We start from the raw sequence: 20440 nt of genomic DNA on the forward strand, positions 1-20440 counted from the left end.
AGTACACGCATCGCGATGAGGCGCAGTGTCCGTTCGTGGACGAAGCCCAGGACGAGACGTCGCACGCAGGGAAACCGGGAACCAGGCCGACAGGCGCCTGGCGACGGCCGGTACGTCGACGGTGCCCTGCGCGACTTTCCTCGGCCGACGGGCCGGCAGGCTGCGTGGTGTGAGGTCAGCTCGGAGCGACCGTCACGACGTCAGGTGCGATGTCCAGCACCAGGAGTGCCGCCGCCACATGGGTCGGGTTGTCCTCCACCTTGACGGCCGCGAGCTCGTTGGCGCGCGAGACGCGCCGTTCGACGGTGTTGCGGTGCGCGTAGAGGTGGGCGGCCGCCCGGGTGGTGCTGAAGCCGCACTGCACATAGGTGAGCAACGCCTGCCGCAGCGCCGTGTCGGCTTCGGCCAGTGGCCCGAGGGTGTTGATGACGAACCGGCGTGCGCCGGGCCGGTCCTTCGTGAGCGCGTCGATCAGTTCGACGTCGGCGTAGGCGGTGAAGCGCCGGTCGGACCCCAGCCGGATCACCAGCGCCTGCGCCGCGAGGGCGTCCTGGTGACTGGAGCGGAACCCTTCGAGACCGCGTCCCGGCCTTCCCACCGCCGCGCGGACCTCGTCGGCCGCCGCGAGGCCCTTCTCCACGTGGTGAGGGTCCGGGACGGCTTCCCCCGAGAGCCACATCCACCGCGACGTGGCGCTGGCGCGCGCCACCAGGGCGCTCCGGCCGGCGGTGGAGGAGCGCACGGCGGCGACCGCCTCGTCCAGGGCGTCGGCGTCCTGGGGATCATCGACCCAGAGGACGAGGCCCATGTGCCACCGCGTCATCCGGTAGCGCAGGCGCCCTTCGGCGAGGTCCTCCGCCATCGGCGCCCCACTGGCGATCAGCTGGATCAGTGCGATCCCCTCGGCGTCCGTGTTCCCCATCGCCGCGGCGAGTCCGGCTTGCCGCAGGGCCGCGACGGAGTCGAGGGCGTACTGCACCAGCGACTGCGCCGTCACGTCCAGGACCCCGACGAGAAGGTCGGGGTCGGCGCAGTCCGCCACGCATTCCTCGAGCCAGCGCCGCCAGCCGATCCCCAGGGCCACACGCCAGGCGACGGCGAAGTCGGGCGCGATGCCCCGGGAGACGAGATCGTTGATGTACGCCGTGGTCCTCGGGCTGACGTAGGGCTCCACCCGCCGTCCCGGTTGCTGAACGTTCGCGGTCAACCATTGGACCAGGTCGGAGCGGTTGAGCGCGCGATCCTCCTCGACCAGCGACGCGTCCGCGAGGAGGGCGGGATCGTTCTGGGCGATGAGGGAGGGCCTCGCGAAGACGCCGACCAGGGCGTCCGTTTCCGTCAGCAGGCGCTGGCACAGTGACCTGATCGCGTCAGCCACCTCACGCGAGGGCGGGTGCCACGGCTCTTCCATGTTCTCAGTGTCCCTCTGCTCCCGGGGAGCCGAGGCTCCCGGCATGCCGTGTCACCGACAGATGAAGGGCTCGTCGGCGGCCTGGCCGAGGGCGAAGGCGCGGGCTGCCGGGCGCCGCTGTTTACTACCACTAAACAGCCGCAGATTTACCACGCCCTCGTCGGCGCCACAAGGGGTGCGACGCCGTCTCCCCCCTCCCCAGGGGCGCACCGACCGCCCCGGCGCGCATGCCTTAGCCTCGTGTCCCGGAGAGGACTCGTCCGGGTCGGCCCGTCACCTGACAGGCGCACGACCTCGGCCTCGGGACGGGCGGTGATCACACCATGTCCATCGGTGACGGCGTGACAGCAGGCGGAGCGGAAAGGGGCGCCGCCGCCCTCGAAGCGACCACGGGCGCGCAGCTGCGGAGGATCAGGCTCGACCGCGGGTTGTCGTTGACGGAGGTCGCGCACCGGGCAGAGGTCACCAAGGGCTTTCTCAGCCAGTTGGAGCGCGGGCTCACCAGCGTGTCCGTCCCGACGCTGCTGCGCGTCTGCGAGGTGCTGCGGATCGGGGTCGGGGAGCTGTTCGCGTACCCCGAGGAGCACGTCGTGGACGGTGGAAGCCGGATCGACATGGGCGGTGAGGGCGTGGCCGAATACCTGCTCACGCCCGCCGACACCACGGCGTTCCAGGTCTTCCGTTCCGTGATCGAGCCGGGCGGAGGCACCGGAGGCCCCTACCGGCTCGACACCGCCACGATCTTCGCGATGGGACTGAGCGGCACGACCCGTCTGATCGTCGGGGGCGAGACCCGGATGCTGCCGGCAGGGGCGTCCACCTCGTTCTCCGGACAGACGCTTCACCAGTTCGACAATCCGGGTGCGACGGTGAGCGAGGTCCTCTGGGTCCTGTCGCCTCCCCTGCTGCGCGCCGCGCGAGGACCCGCCCAGGTTCCGCCGTCGAAGCCGGGACCGGCGCGGCGCGGCCACCCCTAGGACGAACTCCCGCTCGGCAGCCAACAGTTCATGGCGACATTCACCCCACCGTGATCCACCGAGCAGGAACATGTGAAGAGGTCGCCTGGAGCCGCTCGTAGACGGCCGGGCGGCGCGCTCGCAGGACGAGGGCCTGCACCGCGCCGGCCACGGCCGAGAGGGCGACGAGACCACCGATCACCCAGGCCCCCGTGACGGTACCGACGAGGAGCGGGAAGTTGACGACCATCATGCAGACCACACAGGCCAGGCCGAGGAAGGCGACGCCCGGGGCCACGACCGTACGCCACAACGACCACCGCCCGTAGGCGCGCCGGAAGAACCCGATGACCGCGAGGCTGGTGGCCGCCATCAGCAGGACGATGCCGAGGGTGGCGGCGCCGGAGAACCAGGCGTAGAGGTCCGCGATCGGGTCGAGGCCGAGCGCGGCGACGACGAGCGTGGGGACGAACGCGACCGCCGAGGCGACGGCCGAGGACGCCGACGGCGCGCGGTGCCGTGAGTGGACGGCGCCCAGCGACGCCGGAAGCGCACCGGCCCGGGACAGCGCGAACTGGTAGCGCGTCACGACGTTGTGGAAGGCCAGTACGCAAGCGAACTGACTGGTGATCAGGAGGCGTTGCACGGTGTCGGCCCAGACGGCCCCGACGTAGCCCCGTGTCAGCGTGAGGACCAGGCCCTCGGGGTCGGCCTGCGCGGCTCCCACCACCGCGTCGACGCCGGCACCCACCACGATCGCCCACACGGTGAGCGAGTAGAAGACCCCGATGAGCAGGATCGCGACGTACGTCGCCCGCGGGACCGTGGCGTCGGGGTCCTTCGCCTCGTTGCGGAACACGGCCGTCGCCTCGAAGCCGATGAACCCGAAGAGGGCGAACATGACACCGAGCCCCAGGGAACCGGTGCCCGCCCGCGATCGAGGGCGACAGCGGCTCGGCCGTGAGGCCGTGGGCACCGCCACGGCCCACGATGCCGAGGTCCAGGACTATGGGCAGCAAGGATTCCAGCACCAGCACGGCACCGAGCACCTTGGCGCTCAGCTCGATGTCGCGGTAGCCGAGGAAGGCGATGACGCCCAGCGAGACGAGTGCCCACGCCCACCACGGGGAACCGACGTCGCCGTACCGCTCGACGACGTTGCTCGTCGCGACGCCGACGTAGGCGTTCACCCCGACGAGAAGCAGTGTGTAGGAGAAGAGCGCGAGGGTCGCGGCCGAGAGACCGGGGATCCGGCCCAGCCCCGCCTGGACGTAGGCGTAGAAGGCTCCCGCGTTGCGTACCCGGCCGGCCATCAGCGTGAAGCCGACCGCGAAGATCAGCAGCAGCACGGTGGACAGCGCGAAGTACAGCGGCATCCCGGGGCTGCCGCTCACGGCGAGGGCGAGCGGCACCCCGCCGGCCACAAGGCCGAGCGGCGCCGCCGCGGCGACGACCATGAACACGATCTGCGACACGCCGAGCCCACGGTGGAGCGGGTGGTCCGACCCCGCTTCACCGCCGGGTACTTCGGCGTGCCCTGTCCTGGAGAGGTCGGTCATCGCGACCACCTTTCGGCTCACGGGCCGGTACCGGCTCGTCATGGGTGGGTGAAGGGCTGCGGGTGCGTGAGGCGGTACGCCCACGCGCGGTGAACCGAAGCGGTTTTCGCGCGGCGCGGCGCGGAGATCCGGCTTCCGTCTCTCCGGCTCGGTCCGGAGAGGAGGTGGCTCCGAGCGGGACCGCGACGACGGCGGGTTCGGCCTCCGCGCACGACCACGGTCGCGCGTTTAGCGCTACTAAACGCGTGGCGGGCAAACGAATATCACGCCGTCCTCGCCCCCGCAATGGCTGCGCAAAGGCCGGCCGCCACGCCGAAGCCGCCCGTCGCCCTGCTCCGCGCGAGGCGGAGTCCCGACCTCGGTGGGGGTCGCGCCCCGGCCGTCGGACACCGTACGGGCGCAGCGGCCCGGCCCTCCTGTGCATCGTGCACCGAGCCCCGGCGAACGAGGTGCCCGCTGTCGTTCTCGCAGGCGGTCGCGGCTCGCGACAGTGAGGTAACCGCCACAGGAACAGCGAGGAAACGCCATGACAGCTGAGGTGTTGGACGCCGTCGAGGAGTTCGACGTGGTGATCGTCGGGGCCGGGATCTCCGGGATCGGCGCGGCCTCCTATTTCAGCCGGGAGCTTCCCGAGAAGTCGCTCGCCGTGCTGGAAGGGCGCGACGACATCGGAGGCACCTGGGACCTGTTCCGCTATCCCGGCATCCGCTCGGACTCCGACCTCCACACGTTCGGATACGCGTTCAAGCCCTGGCGCCACGAAGCCGCGATCGCCGACGCTCCCCTCATCAAGGAGTACCTCCACGAGACCGTCGAGGAGAACGGCCTGGAGCGCGTCCTCAGGCTCGGCCACCGGGTCGTCCGCTCGGAGTGGTCCACGGCGGACTCACGGTGGACTCTCACCGTCCAGACCTCGGACCCCGCCACGGGAGCGACCAGGACCAAGACGATCCACGCGGGATGGGTCTTCGCCGCCACCGGCTACTACCGGTACGACCAGGGGTTCTCCCCGGAGTTCCCGGGGCGGGACGACTTCGAGGGCGAGATCGTCCATCCGCAGCACTGGCCCGAAGATCTCGACTACAGCGGCAAGAAGGTCGTCGTCATCGGCAGCGGCGCGACCGCGATCACGCTGGTGCCGGCCATGACCACCGGGGCGGGCGCCGCCCGGCACGTGACGATGCTGCAGCGCACTCCCACCTACGTCATGGCGCTCCCCCGTGTCGACAAGGTCGCCCTGGCGCTCACGAAACTGCTCGGAGAAGAGCGCGGGTACGCCGTGACGCGGTTCAAGAACATCTGGACCGAACACGCCGTCGTGAAAGGCCTGCGGACCTTCCCCAAGGCCGGGCGCGCATTCATCCGGCGCGAGAACGTCAAGCGCCTTCCCAAGGGATTCGATGTCGACAGGCACTTCAACCCGCCGTACGACCCGTGGGACCAGCGGCTGTGCGTGGCGCCGGACGGGGACTTCTTCGACGCGATCAAGGAAGGCAGGGCCTCCGTCGTCACCGACGCCGTGGCCCGGTTCAGCAGGCGCGGCATCGTCCTGGCGTCGGGCGAGGAACTGGAAGCCGACGTCGTCGTCACCGCGACGGGACTGAACCTGCAGCTCTTCGGCGGCATGCCGCTCGTGGTCGACGGACGCCAGGTCGACCTCGCGGACGCGCTCTGTTACCGCGGCATGCTGCTGAGCGGCATCCCGAACTGGGCGATGGCGATCGGCTACACCACCTCGTCCTGGACGCTCAAGGTGAGCCTGATGTGCCGTTACTTCATCGATCTCGTCCGGCACATGGACGCCCGCGGGTACGACACGGTGGTCCCGGTCGCACCGTCGGGAACGAAGCGCAGGCCCGTCATGGACCTTCAGGCCGGGTACGCCAAGCGCGGCGAGAAGTTCCTGCCCAAGCAGGGTGCCGAGAAGCCCTGGCGGATGGCGATGTCCTACCCCGAGGACGCCAGGGCGCTCCGCGGCCCGGTGGCCGACGACAACCTCCGGTTCGGCGCCCGTCGGACGGCCCCGCAGTCATCCGAGGGGCGGCGGACCACCCATGCCTGAGACCGGCGGCTCCAAGAGCGCCGACCAGTACGCGGCCCTGCCGTCCGGGATCACGATCTGCTTCCGGGACCACGGCGACAAGGACGACCCCGCGATGCTGCTCGTCGCGGGACTGGGCGAAGACCTCACGTTCTGGACCGACTCGTTCGTCGGTTCCCTCGTCACCAAGGGCTTCCGGGTCGTCGCCATCGACAACCGCGACGCCGGCCGGTCGACGTTCGTCACCGCGCCCCCGCCCGGGATCTGGCGTCAGATCGCCGCGCGCCCGCGCTGCGACGCGTACGCGCTGTCCGACATGGCCCAGGACGCCGTCGGCGTACTCGACCACCTCGGGATCGCGCGGGCGCACCTGGTCGGGCGGTCGATGGGAGGGATGATCGCGCAGACCGTCGCGGCCACGGCGCCCGAGCGGGTCCTGTCGCTGGCCTCCCTCTACTCCACCACCGGGGCGCGCAAGGTCGGTCAGCCGGCTCTGTCGACGATCCGGCTCCTCGCCGCCCCGCCCGCGAGGACCAGGACCGCGGCGGTCCGTGCCCATCTGCGGCTCACCCGGCACATCGCGGGGACGGGGCATCCCATCGACGACGCGGCCGAGGCGGCCATCGCGGCGCGTGGATGGGACCGCAGCGCCGGCGACCCGGCGGCCGGCACGGCGCGGCAGATCCAGGCCATCCAGCGTTCCGGAGACCGGACGGCCCAGCTGAGCGGGATCACCGCTCCGACCCTGGTCATCAACGGCGACCGGGACCCGCTGGTGCACCCGAGCGGCGGCGCCGCGACCGTCCGGGCGATCCGCTCGGCGCAGCACGTGGTCGTCCCCGGCATGGGCCACCACATCCCCGAGGCCCTCGTCGACCCCGTCACCACCTACATCTCACAGCACGCGAACCGCGTGGGCGAAGGAGGAAACCATGTCCGGATCCCGTAGGTCCGACTCCAGGGACACCACGGTCGACGTCGTGATCGTCGGTGCCGGCTTCGCCGGTCTGAGCGCTGCCGAGCGGCTGGTGAGCACGGGGCGGTCCGTCCTGGTGGTGGAAGGCCGCGACCGGGTCGGAGGCCGATCGCTCTCCGGCGAGGTGGCGGGCGTGCAGGTCGACCTCGGAGCGACTTGGGTGGCACGACGCCACACCGCCATCCGGGACCTCGCGGACCGGATGGGGTGTACCACGACCGGCCAGTTCGACCAGGGGCGCAACGTGCTGTGGATGGCGGGCCGGCGCCGCACCTACAGCGGCACCATTCCCAAGGTCTCCCTCGCGACCCTGGTGGACATGGCCCGCATGCAGACGGCGGTGAACAAGCTGGTGGCGACCATCGACGTGCACGCCGCGTGGGAGACGCCCGGGGCGGGCCGGCTCGACGCCATCTCGTTCGGCGAGTGGCTCGACCGGAAGAACGCGCTGCCCAGCACCCGCGCGCTGATGACCATCGTCAGCAAGGTGCAGTGGGGCTGCGCCCCGGGAGACGTCTCCCTGCTGCACGTACTGCGCTACATCCGTGCGGCGGGCGGGCTCAACCACATGCTGGACGTCGAGGGCGGAGCGAACCAGGACCGGTTCACCGAGACCACCCAGGAGATCGCCAAGCGGGTGGCGGAGAGGCTCGGCGACCGCGTGCGCCTGGAGACACCGGTGCGCCGCATCACGCAGGACGACGACGGCGTCACCGTCCACACCGACTTCGGCGAGATCCACGCGGGATACGCGATCGTCACGGCCGCCCCGGCGCACCGCGCCACCATCGAGTTCGAACCCGCTCTGCCCGAGCAGGCCGAGGGACTCATACGAACCTGGCGCATGGGCGTCCTCAGCAAGGCGTTCGTGGCCTACGAGAAGCCGTTCTGGCGGACCGACGGATGCTCCGGCGAGGCGGTGACCGACACCGGCACCGTGTTCATCACCTTCGACGTGTCCCCCGCCGCCGGCGGACCGGGTGTTCTGATGGCCTTCTGCGACCCTCGCGTCTTCGACGGCTTCGACCCCGGGACCCGGCGCGACCTGGTCGTCCAGCAGCTCGCCGACCTCTACGGTCCGCAGGCCCGCACCCCGATCGACTACCTGGACCACTGCTGGGGATCGGAACCGTTCGCCCCGGGCGGCCCCCACCCTGCCGCCGGTCCCCGCGCGACCACGCGCTACGGCAAGGCGCTGACCGAGCCCCACGGGCGCATCCACTGGGCCGGCACCGAGACCGCCGGTGAATGGGCCGGCACCATGAACGGCGCGGTTCTGGCGGGCCGGCGCACCGCGGAGAGCGTCGCCACCCTCCTGTCCCGTGACGTCCGAACGGGGGCGTCGCGTTGAGGGAGGCGCTGTTCCTGTCGGCCGACCTGTGGATGATCTTCGTCGGCTACTTCTACGGCTGGATGTTCGTCCGCCGGTACGGCAACTACCTCCTCGGCCTCGAGTGCATGGTCGTCGCGACGTCGGGCAGCAACTTCCTGCTCTGGTCGCTGCTCGGTGCCGACAGCGGCAGCGTCCTGTACGACGTGGCGTACTTCTTCGACGCCTTCTCCAGATCGATCGGCATCACGCTCATCCTGATCATGGGCCTGATGAAGGTCACCCATCGCTACAAGCCGGGCGTCGGCGTCGATGTGGGCGTGTTCGGGGCAGCGGGCGTGGCCGGTCTCCTCCTCCGGCAGTTCCACGGCGCGGACCTGCACACCGGCGGCATCGCGTTCTGGGTCGCCGTGTTCTACGTGGTCGTCAACCTCCTCACGGCGGTCTTCCTCGGGTACTTCGCCAAGCGGCTCTGGAACGCGGGCGCGAAGCGGCTCGCCGTCTGGACCGGCCTGGTCACCGCCGCCGGAACGACCATCGCGTTGGCCTACGACTTCTTCCCCCTGCCGTTCGACGACGCGAGCCGCACGATCTTCTACACCGCCGCACTGGCGACCTGGGGCACCCAGGGGTTCGTCTACTTCCACGCCTACCGCGCGCTGCACGACCACAAAGCGGCCTTGGACGCGAACCCGGCCCGCACCACCGGGACCCTCGCATGAACCCGAATCACGACGAAGGAGTCAGGATGGCGAAGCGGCACGTGTACGCGGTGGTCGACCCCGCCGACGGCAAGCTGGTCAAGGAGTACCCGACCGCGACGGACGAGGCCGTCGAGGGCGCGGTCGACGCGGCGGCGGAGGCCTACGCGCGGTGGTCGAGGCGGACCTCCGTGGAGCGGCGCGCCGAGCTGTTGAACACCGTCGCCTCCCTCCACGACGAGCGCAGCGCGCGGCTCGCCGAGATCATCCACCGGGAGATGGGCAAGCCGGTGGACGAGGCCGTCGCGGAGGTCGAGTTCAGCGCCTCCATCTACCGGTACTACGCCGAGAACGCGGCGAAGTTCCTCACCGACGAACCGATCGGGCTTCTTGAGGGGGAGGGCGCCGCCTTCGTCCGCCGCCAGCCGATCGGAGTGCTGCTGGGGATCATGCCCTGGAACTACCCGTACTACCAGGTGGCCCGGTTCGCCGCGCCCAACCTCGCGCTGGGCAACACCATCGTGCTCAAGCACGCGTCGCAGTGCCCGGAGTCGTCCGCGGCTCTCCAGCAGCTGTTCACGGACGCGGGCTTCCCCCAGGGCTGCTACGTCAACGTCCACGCCACCGGCGAGCAGATCGCTCGCGCCATCGAGGACCCCCGCGTGCAGGGCGTGTCCTTCACCGGTTCGGAGCGGGCCGGCGCGGAGGTCGCCGGGAAGGCCGGGCGCGCTCTCAAGAAGGTGGTGCTCGAACTGGGCGGCTCCGACCCCTTCGTCGTGCTGTCGACCGACGACCTCGACGCCACGGTCCGGGCGGCGGTCGAGACCCGCTTCGAGAACGCCGGGCAGGCGTGCAACGCCGGGAAGCGCTTCATCGTCGCCGAGGACCTCTACGACGCCTTCCTCGACAAGTTCACCGAGAAGGTGCTCGCCCTGACCGACGGGCTGGCGCCGCTCTCCTCGGTCGCCGCCGCCGAGTACGTCGAGGAACAGGTCGGGCGAGCCGTCGCTGACGGGGCGGCCTTCGTCGCCGCACGGCAGCGCGAGGGGGCGTACTTCCCGCCCGGCGTGTTGACGGGCGTCTCCCCGGCGTCGCCGTCGGCCGCGGAGGAGCTCTTCGGTCCCGTCGCGACCGTCTACCGGGTCGGATCCGAGGACGAGGCCGTCGAGCTGGCGAACGCGACCCCGTACGGGCTGGGCTCCTACGTGTTCACGACGGACGCCGAGCAGGCGCTGCGCGTCGCCGACAGGATCGAGGCAGGCATGGTCTTCGTCAACGGCGTCGGCCTCGAAGGCGCCGAACTGCCCTTCGGAGGGGTCAAGTCGTCCGGTTTCGGCCGCGAGCTGGGCCGGGCGGGGATCGACGAGTTCGCCAACAAGAAGCTGATCCGCACCGCTCGGACGTGATCGCCCCGGAACGCGGAAGGAGACCTTTCATGACCATCGAGTTCGACGCCGCCGTCTTCAGGACGCCGAACGAACCTCTGACCGTCGAGAGAGTGACGATCCCCTCGACGCCTCCGCCCGGCGAGGTGCTCGTGCGGCTGCGGGCGAGCGGGGTGTGCCACAGCGACCTCCACGTCCTCCTGGGCGAATGGGAGGTTCCTGCGCCGATGATCCTCGGCCACGAGGGAGCCGGCATCGTCGAGAGTGTCGGCGACGGCGTCACGACGCTGAAGAAGGGCGACCACGTCGTACTGTCCTGGACGCCCTCGTGTCGCCGCTGCCGCTACTGCGTCAGTGGCAGGCCCGTCCTCTGCGACATGGTCAGCCGGCACTCGGCGAACCACCTGTCGTTCGACGGCCGGTCCCGGATCACGTCCGCCGACGGGGGCGACGTGCTCAGCTTCGCGGGCCTCGGGACGTTCGGTCAGTACACCCTCGTGCCCGAATCGGGCGCGATCGCCGTCCGGGACGACGCCCCGTTCCCGCAGTCGGCTCTGGTCGGATGCGCCGTCACGACCGGCGTCGGCGCGGCCGTCAACACCGCCAAGGTGCGTCCGAGCGACACCGTGCTGGTCCTCGGCTGCGGAGGCGTGGGCCTGAACGCGATCCAGGGGGCCCGGCTCGCCGGCGCGCGGAAGATCATCGCCGCGGACATCTCCGACGAGAAGCTGGAGCAGGCGCGCGTCTTCGGCGCGACCGACCTGATCGACAACGGCCGCGACGACTTCGCGGACAGGGTGCGAGAGCTCACGGACGGACGCGGCGTGGAGATCGCCATCGAGGCCATCGGGCTGCCCCGCACCATCGAGTCGGCCTACGAGGTCCTGGCCCGGGGCGGCACGGCGGTGGTCGCCGGGCAGGTGGCGGACGGCATGCGGATCACCATCGACCCCTTCGTCATGTCGGATCAGGAACTCTCGCTCATCGGCTCGAACTACGGCTCCAGCACGCCGGCTTGCGACTTCCCGCTGCTGATCGACCACTACATGAACGACCGCATCGATCTCGACTCCCTGGTGACGGGCGTGATCGGTCTGCAGGACGTCAACGAGGCGTTCGACCAGATGAAGCGCGGCATCGGCATCCGCTCGGTGATCACGTACTGAAAGGCAGGGGCGATCTCATGGCCCTGGAATCATCACGTTCGGCCTTCGAGCGGGCTCGCCGCAGCGTCGGCGGGGGTGTGGGGTCGGGCCTGCGCGCCGCGATGCCTCCCCATCCGCTCTTCGTGCGAGAGGCGCGGGGCGCGCACGTCCGGGACCTGGACGGCGACCGGTACGTCGACTACGTGATGGCCTGGGGGCCGCTCGTCCTCGGCCACGGTGACCCGCGCGTGCTGTCAGCGGTGTCCGAGGTCGCGACGAAGATGCAGGTCGTCGGCACCGGCCACCCGCTGGAGTACCTCGCGGCGGAGGCGGTCCTCGAAGCGGTGCCGCACGGCGAGCGACTGCTGTGGAGCAACACGGGGACCGAGGCGGTGCAGGTGGCGCTGCGCCTAGCGCGAGCCGCCACCGGGCGGCGCCGCGTCCTCAAGTTCGCCAAGAGCTACCACGGCTGGCACGACACCGTGTACGCCGGGATGTCCGAGGACGACTGCGGTCGGCTCGCCACCCCCGGAGGGGCGGGGCAGTCGGCCAGCGTGCTCGACGACCTGGTCGTGGCGCGCTTCAACGACGTACGGCTGGCCGAGCGCCTGCTGGGCGAAGCCGTCGAGCGCGACATCGCGGCCGTCCTCGTCGACCCGGTGATGAGCAACGCCGGCGTCGAAGCGCCCACACCGCGGTTCCTGTCGACTCTGCGGGCCCTCTGCGACCGGCACGGCGTCGTCCTCGTCTTCGACGAGGTGATCGCCGGGTTCCGGATCGCCCGGGGCGGGGCGGCCGAGAAGTACGGCGTCCTTCCCGACCTGTCCGTCTTCGGGAAGGCGATGGCCGGCGGTTTCACCCAGAGCGCCGTCGTCGGCCGGGCCGATCTGATCGACCAGGTGACGTCCGGCGTCGTACACGCCGGCACCTTCAACGCCAACCCGATCGCGCTGGCGGCCGTCGCGGCGACGATGCGCGTCCTGGCTGATCCCGTGGTCTACGACCGACTCGAGCGGATCTCCTGCGAGTTCGAAGCCCTCGTCGGCGCCCTTCTCGGTTCTTCGCCCGACTTCGGAAGCTTCAACCGGGTCGGCTCGCTCCTCCAGTACGTCCCCGCCGGCGGGTCCACCGGGCTCCACGGAACCGGTGGGCTCTGGGCGGTGATCCTCGAAGGGATGTTGCGGCAGGGCTTCCTGTTCATGCCGTCCGGCAAGGTCTTCCTCAGCACGGCGCACACCACCGCCGACATCGAGGCGACGGCCGAGGCCCTCGACCGGCTGCTGCGGCGGTTGTGACCGCCGCAGCACGCCGCGTACCACTCTTCGCCCGCTCCGGGCCGGGCCGCGTGTCCTGTTCCCCGCGGCCCGGCCCGGTCCACCTTTCCGGAAGACACCATGCTGAACCTCTCGGTCCTGCTCGAGGACTCCGCCCGCACGCACCCGGACCGGGACGCCGTCGTCCTCGGCACGACGCGTCTCACCTACGCCCAGGTCGACGCGGCCGCCAACCGGGTCGCCGGCCTCCTGGTCGACCGGGGCGTCCGGCCCGGCGACAAGGTTGCGCTCAGCTGTCCGAACGTGCCCTGGTTCCCGATCGTCTACTACGGGATCCTCAAGGCCGGCGCCGTCGTCGTGCCGCTCAACATCCTGCTCAAGGGCCGGGAGATCGCCTACCACCTCGCCGACTCGGAGGCGAAGGCGTACTTCTGCTTCGAGGGTGACGCGGGTCTGCCGACGGGCGCGGCGGGACACGCCGGGTTCACCGGGACCCCGGGCTGCGAGGAGTTCTTCCTCGTCACCGCCGACCCCGCGGCGGACAGCCCGTTCGAGGGCGTCGAGACCCTGGGCTCCGCGCTGCGGGGCACCGCGACGACCTTCGACAGCGTCGGGACCTCGGGGGACGACCCGGCTGTGCTGCTCTACACCAGCGGTACGACCGGGCAGGCGAAGGGTGCCGAACTCAGCCACGCCAACCTGGTTCTCAACGCCCTCGCCTGCAATCGCCTGTTGGACAGCCGGCCGGCCTCGGACACCCATCTCCTGGTGCTGCCGCTGTTCCACTCCTTCGGCGCGACCGTGCAGATGAACGCCGGCTTCTCGACGGCGAGCACGCTGGTGCTGCTGCCGCGTTTCGACGCCCGGCAGACGGTGTCCCTGATGCAGCGGGAGGACATCACCGTCTTCGCAGGCGTCCCCACCATGTGGTGGGGCCTGCTGCGGGCACTCACCGACGACGTCGACGTCGACGTCGAGAGGATCGCGAGGAACCTGCGCGTCGGTGTCTCCGGCGGTGCCTCGCTCCCCGCGGAGCTCGTCAGACAGGTCCGGGAGCGACTGGGCGTCCAGGTCCTGGAGGGCTACGGCCTCTCCGAGACCTCACCGGTGGTGACCTTCAGCGATCCGGCGCAGGAGCCCCGGCCCGGATCGATCGGCGTGCCGGTCTGGGGCGTGGAGGTGAAGCTCGTCGGGCCGGACTGGTCGGAGGCCGAGGACGACGGCACGGGCAGTGCCGTCGGAGAGATCGCGGTCAAGGGTCACAACGTCATGAAGGGCTACCACGGCCGGCCCGAGGCCACCTCCGAAGCCATCAGGGACGGCTGGTTCCGCACCGGTGACCTGGCCCGCAGGGACAAGGACGGCTTCTACTACATCGTCGACCGGGCGAAGGACCTGATCATCCGTGGTGGCTTCAACGTGTACCCGCGCGAGATCGAGGAGGTCCTGATGACGCACCCGGCGGTCAGCCTGGCCGCGGTCGTCGGCGTGCCCCACGAGAGCCACGGCGAGGAGATCAAGGCGTTCGTCGTCCTCGACCGCGGTGCCGAGGTCCGTCCCGACGAACTGATCACCTGGGGCAAGGAGCAGATGGCCGGCTACAAGTACCCGCGCATCGTGGAGATCGTGCCGACCCTGCCGATGACGTCCACGGGAAAGATCCTCAAGCGCGAACTCGCGTGACCGGCACGACAGGCGCACGGACACGGGTGGGAAGGACGGCAGATGACAGTGGACGAGGGCCGACGGCGGGAGACGTTCCCCGGCGGGTCGGGTACGGGGGCGGACGCGGTTCCCGACTCGCTCGTGACCGCCTGGAAGGCACGCGTGGAGAAGAACCCGGAGGGCGCGGCGCTGCGCTACTTCGACGGCGTCCTGTCCGCGCGGGAGGCGGACTCCGCGTCGGACGCCCTGGCCGCCGCCTTCGAGGCGCGAGGGACCGGGCGCGGCGACCGCGTCGGCGTGTACCTGCAGAACGTCCCGCAGTACGCGCTGGTGCTGCTGGCCCTGTGGAAGCTGGGGGCCACGGCGCTGGGACTCAATCCGATGTACCGGCGCCAGGAACTCCGCCGGATCATCGACGACTCCGGGGCGGTCGGGGTCGTCTGCGCGGACGCGGACGTCCACGAGACGCTGGGCACGCTGGCGGGGAGCACGGCGCGCTGGCTGGTCAGCACGTCGGCGCTGGACTTGCAGTCGAGGAACGACCCACGGGTGTTCGCGTCGACGGAACGGCACGCTCCGGCCCCGGACGGCGATCTGATCGCGCTGATCGGTGAGTTCGAGGGCCGCGGGCCCTCGCCCGTGGAGCTGTCCCACGACGACGTCGCGTTCCTGACGTACACCTCGGGAACGACGGGGCCGCCGAAGGGCGCGATGAACACCCACGGCAACGTGCTGAGCGTGGTGGCGACCTGCGCGTCGTGGATGGGTGTGGGCGACGGGGACGTCGTGTTCGCCGTGGCCCCGCTGTTCCACATCACCGGCGCGGTGGTCAACGCGACGATCTCCCTGCTCACCGACACCACGCTCGTCCTGGCAGGCCGGTTCCACCCCGAGGTCGCCCTGGAGGTCTTCGCCGAGCACGGAGTGACCTGCACCATCGGCTCCATCACGGCGTTCAACGCGATCTTCGAGTTGCCGCAGGCAGGACCGGAACACTTCGCGTCGGCGAAGGCGCTGTACTCCGGCGGCGCGCCGATCCCGCCGGCCACCGTCGAGCGGTTCCAGGAGCGGTTCGGTGTCTACCTGCACAACGGCTACGGGATGACCGAGACGACGTCCGCCGTCATCGCCGTGCCGCCGGGGGCCAGGGCGCCGGTGCACCAGCCGAGCGGGACGCTGTCCATCGGCAGGCCCCTGCCGCATCTCACCGCGCGCGTCGTGGACCTGCACGGTGACCCGGTGCCGAACGGTGAGCAGGGCGAGCTGGAACTGAGCGGGCCGCAGATCGTTCCCGGGTACTGGGGCAAGCCGGAGGCCACCGGTCACACGATGCCGGAGGGCCGGCTCCGTACCGGCGACGTCGCCGTCATCGACGAGGAGGGCTGGGTCTATCTGGTGGACCGGCTCAAGGACCAGATCAACGTGTCCGGGTACAAGGTCTGGCCGCGTGAGGTCGAGGACGCGCTGTACGAGCACCCCTCGGTACTCGAAGCCGCGGTCGTCGGTCAGCCGGACGACTACCGCGGCGAGACGGTCGTCGCCCACGTCTCGCTCAAATCGGGCCTGCACGCCACGGCCGAGGAGCTGATCGCGTTCACGCGCGACCGGCTGGCCGCCTACAAGTGCCCCCGCACGGTCCACTTCGTCGCCGACCTGCCCAAGACCCAGAGCGGCAAGATCCGGCGCGCCGAACTCCGCGGCCTCGACGGCCCGGGGCCGGCCTCCCCCTCACCGTCGTCGGCCTCTCCTCGGTGACCGGCGGCGCCCCCGCGCCCGGCACCTGCTTGTACGGGGTGCGCAAGACGGCCGTCTCCGAAGCCCTGTACGAGGCCGGGAAGACCGAGGTGGCCGCGGACTGCCGCTTCCTGCGGCGCCCGGGGGTGGGGGTCGGAACTGCCTGTGCACCGTGCACCGGGCGCGGGCGAAGCAGGTGCCCGCTGTCGTTCTCGCCGACGGTCCCGGCTGGCGACAGTGAGACGACCACCACATGGACAACGAGGAAACGCCGTGACCACCGGCCCCACCTGACCGTCGCGAGGACGACGCGCCGAAGTCCCCAGAACGGAATACCCGGCGGTTGACCGAGCGGTCGGTCGACCGTGACCCAGATCGAGGAAGAGGACACACATGACCGCACGGGAGAAGGCCCAGATCCTGACGTCCGTGGCGAACGGCACGCCGGCGGAGGAGATCCTCAAGACCGTGACCCGCGACGGCGGCGTCGTCATCGAGAACTTCCTGACGCACGAGCAGATCGCCCGCTTCAACGCCGAGATCGAGCAGCCGCTGCGGGCGCTCAGGCCGGGGTCCGCCCACGAGAACGAGATCGTGGCCGCGTTCCACGGCAGCAACACCAAACGCCTCACCAACCTGGTGACGCACAGCGCCACGTTCCGCAGCGAGGTCATCGACCATCCCCTGGTACACGAGATCAGCGACCTGGTCTTCCTCCAGGAGTCGGGCACGTACTGGATGACCACGGCGCAGGTGATCGAGATCGGCCCCGGCAACCAGGCGCAGATGCTCCACCGCGACCTGGAGAACTGGTTCCCGTTCATCGGCATGGGCCCCGCCGGCCCGGAAGTGACCATCAACTTCCTGGTCGCGCTGACCGACTTCACGGAGGAGAACGGCGCCACCCGCGTCATCCCCGGAAGCAACCACTGGAGCGACTTCGAGGACCGGGGGACCCCCGACCAGACGATTCCCGCGGTCATGAACGCCGGAGACGTCCTGCTCATCAGCGGCAAGACCGCGCACGGCGGCGGGGCGAACCGGACCGGCGACGAGTACCGGCGGGGCCTCGCCTTCACGTTCAACGCGGGCTTCCTCACCGGCGAGGAGGCGTACCCCTTCCTGGTCGACGGGGAACTCGCCAGGACGCTCTCGCCGCGTGTCCAGCGCATGCTCGGCTTCCGCTCCCAGTACCCCACGGGCTCACCCGGCCTGTGGCAAGTGGACTACGCCGATCTGGGCGACCACCTCGGCCTCTGAGACCCGGGCCGACCAGAACCCGCCGCGGCTGTCCGAAGAGCGCGCGTCATGGCTTTCCCGTACATTCGCACTATGGGAACCGAGGTCGATGCGTTCCTTGGTCAACTGGCCCGCCACCTCAGACCACAGGTGACGAAGCTGTCCGGCCTGCTGCTCCGGCGCCTGAACGGCGAGCTCCCCGAGCTGTCGGAAGACGCGGACATCGCGGCTCTGGCCCTGGAGGAGACGGCCCAGCACGTCACCACCCTGCTGGATCTCCTGGAGGAGCGCCCCGGCGCCGGCGGGGCGAAGGTTCCCCCGACCGCCTTGGACCTGGGCCGCCTCTGTGCCCGGCGGGGGACCCCTCTGAGCCGGCTCCTGCGCGCCTACCGGCTCGGCCACCTCGGCCTGCTCGAACAGGTGCAGGCCGAGGCCGCCCGTCGCACCGGCGACTGGCACATGATCCACCTGGTCTCCACGAGGCTGGTGACGCTCGGTTTCGACTACGTGGACCGTTCCTCGGAGGAGGTCGTCGCCGCGTACCAGGAGGAGCGCGACCGTCTCCTGCAGGGCCGGTTCGCCCTCACCGACAGGGCGAGCAAGCTCGTCGGGACCACGCTCGACATCACCCGCACCGCGGAGGAGTTGACGGAGGTCTGTACCGAGGACTTCGCCGACCTCGTCGCCGTCGACCTCCTCGACTCCGTCCTCGACGCCGTCCTCGACGAAACGGGCTGGGGCTCGGACTCGCCGGAGGCCCGCACGCAGCGCCGCGTCGCGCAGCGTTCCGTCCTCGACGGCTGTCCCGAGTCCCCGCTCCGCGTCGGTGAGACCCACGCCTACCCCGCCGACTCGGAGCCGATGCGCGCGCTGGCCACCGGACGGCCCGTCCTGAAGCCACTCGCGGGGACCGAACTGCCCACCTGGGTGGCACCGTCCGAGTCCCGCGCCCGAGTGCTGCGCGACCTCGGGCTCCACTCCGTACTCCTCGTCCCGCTGCACGCGCACGGGGAGATCCTGGGCCTGGTGCAGTTCGTACGCCATCGCACCTCGGCGCCCTTCGACGACGACGATCTCCTGCTGGCTCAGGAGATCGTCTCCAGGGCGGCGGTGTCCATCGACCACGCTCGCCGGTACGCCCAGGAGCGATCCACCGCGCTCGCCCTGCAGCAGGCCCTGCTGCCGCGGAACACGGTGGAACAGGCGGCCGTCGAGACGGCTTCGCGTTACCTGCCCGCCGGGTCCCGCGCGGGTGTGGGCGGTGACTGGTACGACGTCGTCGCCCTGTCCGGGGCCCGCGTCGCGTTGGTCGTCGGCGATGTGGTCGGTCGTGGGCTGCACGCCGCCGCCACCATGGGCCGGCTCCGCACGGCCGTCCGCGCCTTCGCCGACATCGACCTCATGCCCGATGAACTTCTCACCCGTCTGGACGACGTGGTCATCCGGATGCAGCGCGAGGAGTCGCCGGCCGAGGGCGAGATCAGCGCCACCTGCCTGTACGCGATCTACGACCCCGTCTCCCGGCGGTGCTCCCTCGCCAGTGCCGGCCATGTACCGCCGACCGTGCTGACTCCCCCGGCCGCAGGCGAGGCCGTCCGGACCTCCAGGGTGGTCGAGACGCCCGAGGTGCCGATCGGACCGCCCCTCGGCCTCGGCGGGCTCCCGTTCGAGACGATCGAGTTCGAGCTGCCGGAGGACAGCCTGCTGGTCCTGCACACCGATGGGCTGATCGCCGGCCGCACGCGTGACGTGGACCTCGGCCTCTCCACGCTGCGCGATGTCCTCGCCTCGGCGCCGCACTCGCTGGAGGAGACCTGCGACCGGCTCCTGGCCGCTCTGCTGCCCAGCCGTCCCGCCGATGACGTCGCTCTGCTCGTCACCCGGACCCGTGCCCTCGACCCGGACCACGTCGCCACGAGGGACCTCCCGTCCGATCCGGCGGCCGTGACCGGGGCCCGCCGCTTCGCCTCCGACGTCCTCAGGGCCTGGAATCTGGAGGAGCTTTCCTTCACCACGGAGCTGATCGTCAGCGAACTGGTGACGAACGCGATCCGCTACGGCGAGCCTCCCGTCCAGTTGCGGCTGATCCTCCAGTCGACGCTCACCTGCGAGGTCTCCGACGCCAGCAGCACCGCTCCGCATCTGCGCCGGGCCCGGATCCTCGACGAAGGCGGCCGCGGCCTGCTCCTGGTGGCCCAGTGCGCCGAACGCTGGGGTACCCGGCACGGCCGCGAGGGAAAGGTCATCTGGGCCGAGCAGGCTCTCCCCGCGCGCAGAGGGTCGATCACCGCGGGACGGTGACGCCGGCCGGATCGACTTGTTCGATCGACTGAGTCGATACACTGCGCTTATGGCTCATGTATCCGCGGCGGAGCGCCGCCCCCAGTTGATCAAGGCGGCCATCGACCTCATGACCCGGGAGGGCGTCGCCGCCGGGAGCACCCGCGCCATCGCCGCGGAGCTCGGTGTCGCGCAGGCGACCGTCCACTACACCTTCGGTACGAAGGAGGACCTGTACCGCGCGGTCATGGACCAGATCACCGACGAGTTGGTCGCGCAGGTGCAGCGGGCGGCGCCGGAGGACGCGGGCTTCGAGGAGACCTTCAGCGCTCTGGCGGGCGCCCTGTGGGGCACTGTGCGCGAGCCGTCGTCGCACCACCAGCTGCTCAGCGAGCTGACCATGTTCGCCATGCGGGTGCCCGGCCTCAACGAGGCCCGGCAGAGCCACTACCGGCGGGTCGTCGAGGTGACCGCCCAGGTGATCGCGGAGACGGCGGAGCGGACGGGGCAGGAACTGGCCGAGTCGCCGGAGACGGTGGCACGGTTCTTCCTCTCCGGCTTCGACGGACTCACCATGCAGGTCCTGCAGTGCCTGCCGGACGAGGCCACCGAGCGCACGGGTCTCAGGGCGCTCGTGGCCGCGACCGTGGCGCTGGCCAAGGGGAGCCTCGACCTCCCGGACGTACCGATGGCCTGACACGACGCGGAAACGGTGGTGGGCGCCCCTTCCCGGGCGCCCACCAA

Annotated in this window: 15 protein-coding genes; 13 read left to right on the plus strand and 2 right to left on the minus strand. The window is 70.7% G+C overall.

Annotation, left to right across the window (positions count from 1 at the left end):
* Positions 1 to 175 precede the first annotated feature (175 nt).
* A complete protein-coding gene (locus EV562_RS10560; RefSeq protein ID WP_133886454.1) occupies positions 176 to 1411 on the minus strand; it encodes a helix-turn-helix domain-containing protein in 1236 nt (411 codons plus the stop codon).
* Between the two features lie 323 nt (positions 1412 to 1734).
* On the opposite strand from EV562_RS10560, the gene EV562_RS10565 reads away from it, so the two are divergent.
* Complete coding sequence (locus tag EV562_RS10565) at positions 1735 to 2388, plus strand: helix-turn-helix transcriptional regulator (protein WP_133886455.1); 654 nt, start codon at positions 1735 to 1737, stop codon at positions 2386 to 2388.
* Between the two features lie 40 nt (positions 2389 to 2428).
* Here the strand turns inward: EV562_RS10565 and EV562_RS35330 are convergent, their stop codons facing one another.
* The gene (locus tag EV562_RS35330) at positions 2429 to 3268 is read right to left on the minus strand and encodes an APC family permease (RefSeq protein WP_208298328.1); all 840 of its coding nucleotides are present in this window, start codon (positions 3266 to 3268) and stop codon (positions 2429 to 2431) included.
* A gap of 1184 nt (positions 3269 to 4452) precedes the next feature.
* Here EV562_RS35330 and EV562_RS10575 point away from each other — a divergent pair.
* From EV562_RS10575 to EV562_RS10630, 12 genes are all read left to right on the plus strand, one after another.
* Positions 4453 to 5988, plus strand: coding sequence for an NAD(P)/FAD-dependent oxidoreductase (locus tag EV562_RS10575; protein WP_133886456.1), 1536 nt, complete (start codon positions 4453 to 4455; stop codon positions 5986 to 5988).
* Positions 5981 to 6916 carry an alpha/beta fold hydrolase gene (locus EV562_RS10580; protein WP_133886457.1) on the plus strand — a complete coding sequence of 312 codons (936 nt, stop codon included), beginning with the start codon at positions 5981 to 5983 and terminating at the stop codon, positions 6914 to 6916. Before EV562_RS10575 ends, EV562_RS10580 begins: the two co-directional genes overlap by 8 nt.
* On the plus strand, positions 6900 to 8294 hold the full coding sequence (locus tag EV562_RS10585) for a flavin monoamine oxidase family protein (RefSeq protein ID WP_133886458.1): 1395 nt from the start codon (positions 6900 to 6902) through the stop codon (positions 8292 to 8294). The genes EV562_RS10580 and EV562_RS10585 overlap by 17 nt, the downstream gene beginning before the upstream one ends.
* Positions 8291 to 8995, plus strand: coding sequence for a transporter (locus EV562_RS10590; protein ID WP_133886459.1), 705 nt, complete (start codon positions 8291 to 8293; stop codon positions 8993 to 8995). The genes EV562_RS10585 and EV562_RS10590 overlap by 4 nt, the downstream gene beginning before the upstream one ends.
* A 26-nt stretch (positions 8996 to 9021) precedes the next feature.
* Complete coding sequence (locus tag EV562_RS10595) at positions 9022 to 10380, plus strand: NAD-dependent succinate-semialdehyde dehydrogenase (protein ID WP_133886460.1); 1359 nt, start codon at positions 9022 to 9024, stop codon at positions 10378 to 10380.
* Between the two features lie 29 nt (positions 10381 to 10409).
* Complete coding sequence (locus EV562_RS10600) at positions 10410 to 11525, plus strand: Zn-dependent alcohol dehydrogenase (protein ID WP_133886461.1); 1116 nt, start codon at positions 10410 to 10412, stop codon at positions 11523 to 11525.
* Between the two features lie 17 nt (positions 11526 to 11542).
* Complete coding sequence (locus EV562_RS10605) at positions 11543 to 12799, plus strand: aminotransferase class III-fold pyridoxal phosphate-dependent enzyme (RefSeq protein ID WP_133886462.1); 1257 nt, start codon at positions 11543 to 11545, stop codon at positions 12797 to 12799.
* A gap of 99 nt (positions 12800 to 12898) precedes the next feature.
* Positions 12899 to 14461, plus strand: coding sequence for a long-chain fatty acid--CoA ligase (locus EV562_RS10610; RefSeq protein ID WP_133886463.1), 1563 nt, complete (start codon positions 12899 to 12901; stop codon positions 14459 to 14461).
* A gap of 42 nt (positions 14462 to 14503) precedes the next feature.
* Positions 14504 to 16198 (plus strand): AMP-binding protein, encoded by a 1695-nt coding sequence (locus EV562_RS10615; RefSeq protein WP_133886464.1) that lies wholly within the window; start codon positions 14504 to 14506, stop codon positions 16196 to 16198.
* 372 nt (positions 16199 to 16570) lie between these two features.
* Positions 16571 to 17437: a phytanoyl-CoA dioxygenase family protein gene (locus EV562_RS10620; protein ID WP_133886465.1), complete on the plus strand. Its 867-nt coding sequence runs from the start codon at positions 16571 to 16573 to the stop codon at positions 17435 to 17437.
* Between the two features lie 48 nt (positions 17438 to 17485).
* Entirely contained in the window at positions 17486 to 19717 is a 2232-nt protein-coding gene (locus tag EV562_RS10625; protein WP_133886466.1) for a SpoIIE family protein phosphatase, read from the plus strand.
* Between the two features lie 49 nt (positions 19718 to 19766).
* Positions 19767 to 20393: a TetR/AcrR family transcriptional regulator gene (locus EV562_RS10630; protein WP_133886467.1), complete on the plus strand. Its 627-nt coding sequence runs from the start codon at positions 19767 to 19769 to the stop codon at positions 20391 to 20393.
* Positions 20394 to 20440 lie beyond the last annotated feature (47 nt).

This window comes from Streptomyces sp. BK208 (genome assembly GCF_004364245.1).
Taxonomy (GTDB): Bacteria; Actinomycetota; Actinomycetes; order Streptomycetales; family Streptomycetaceae; genus Streptomyces.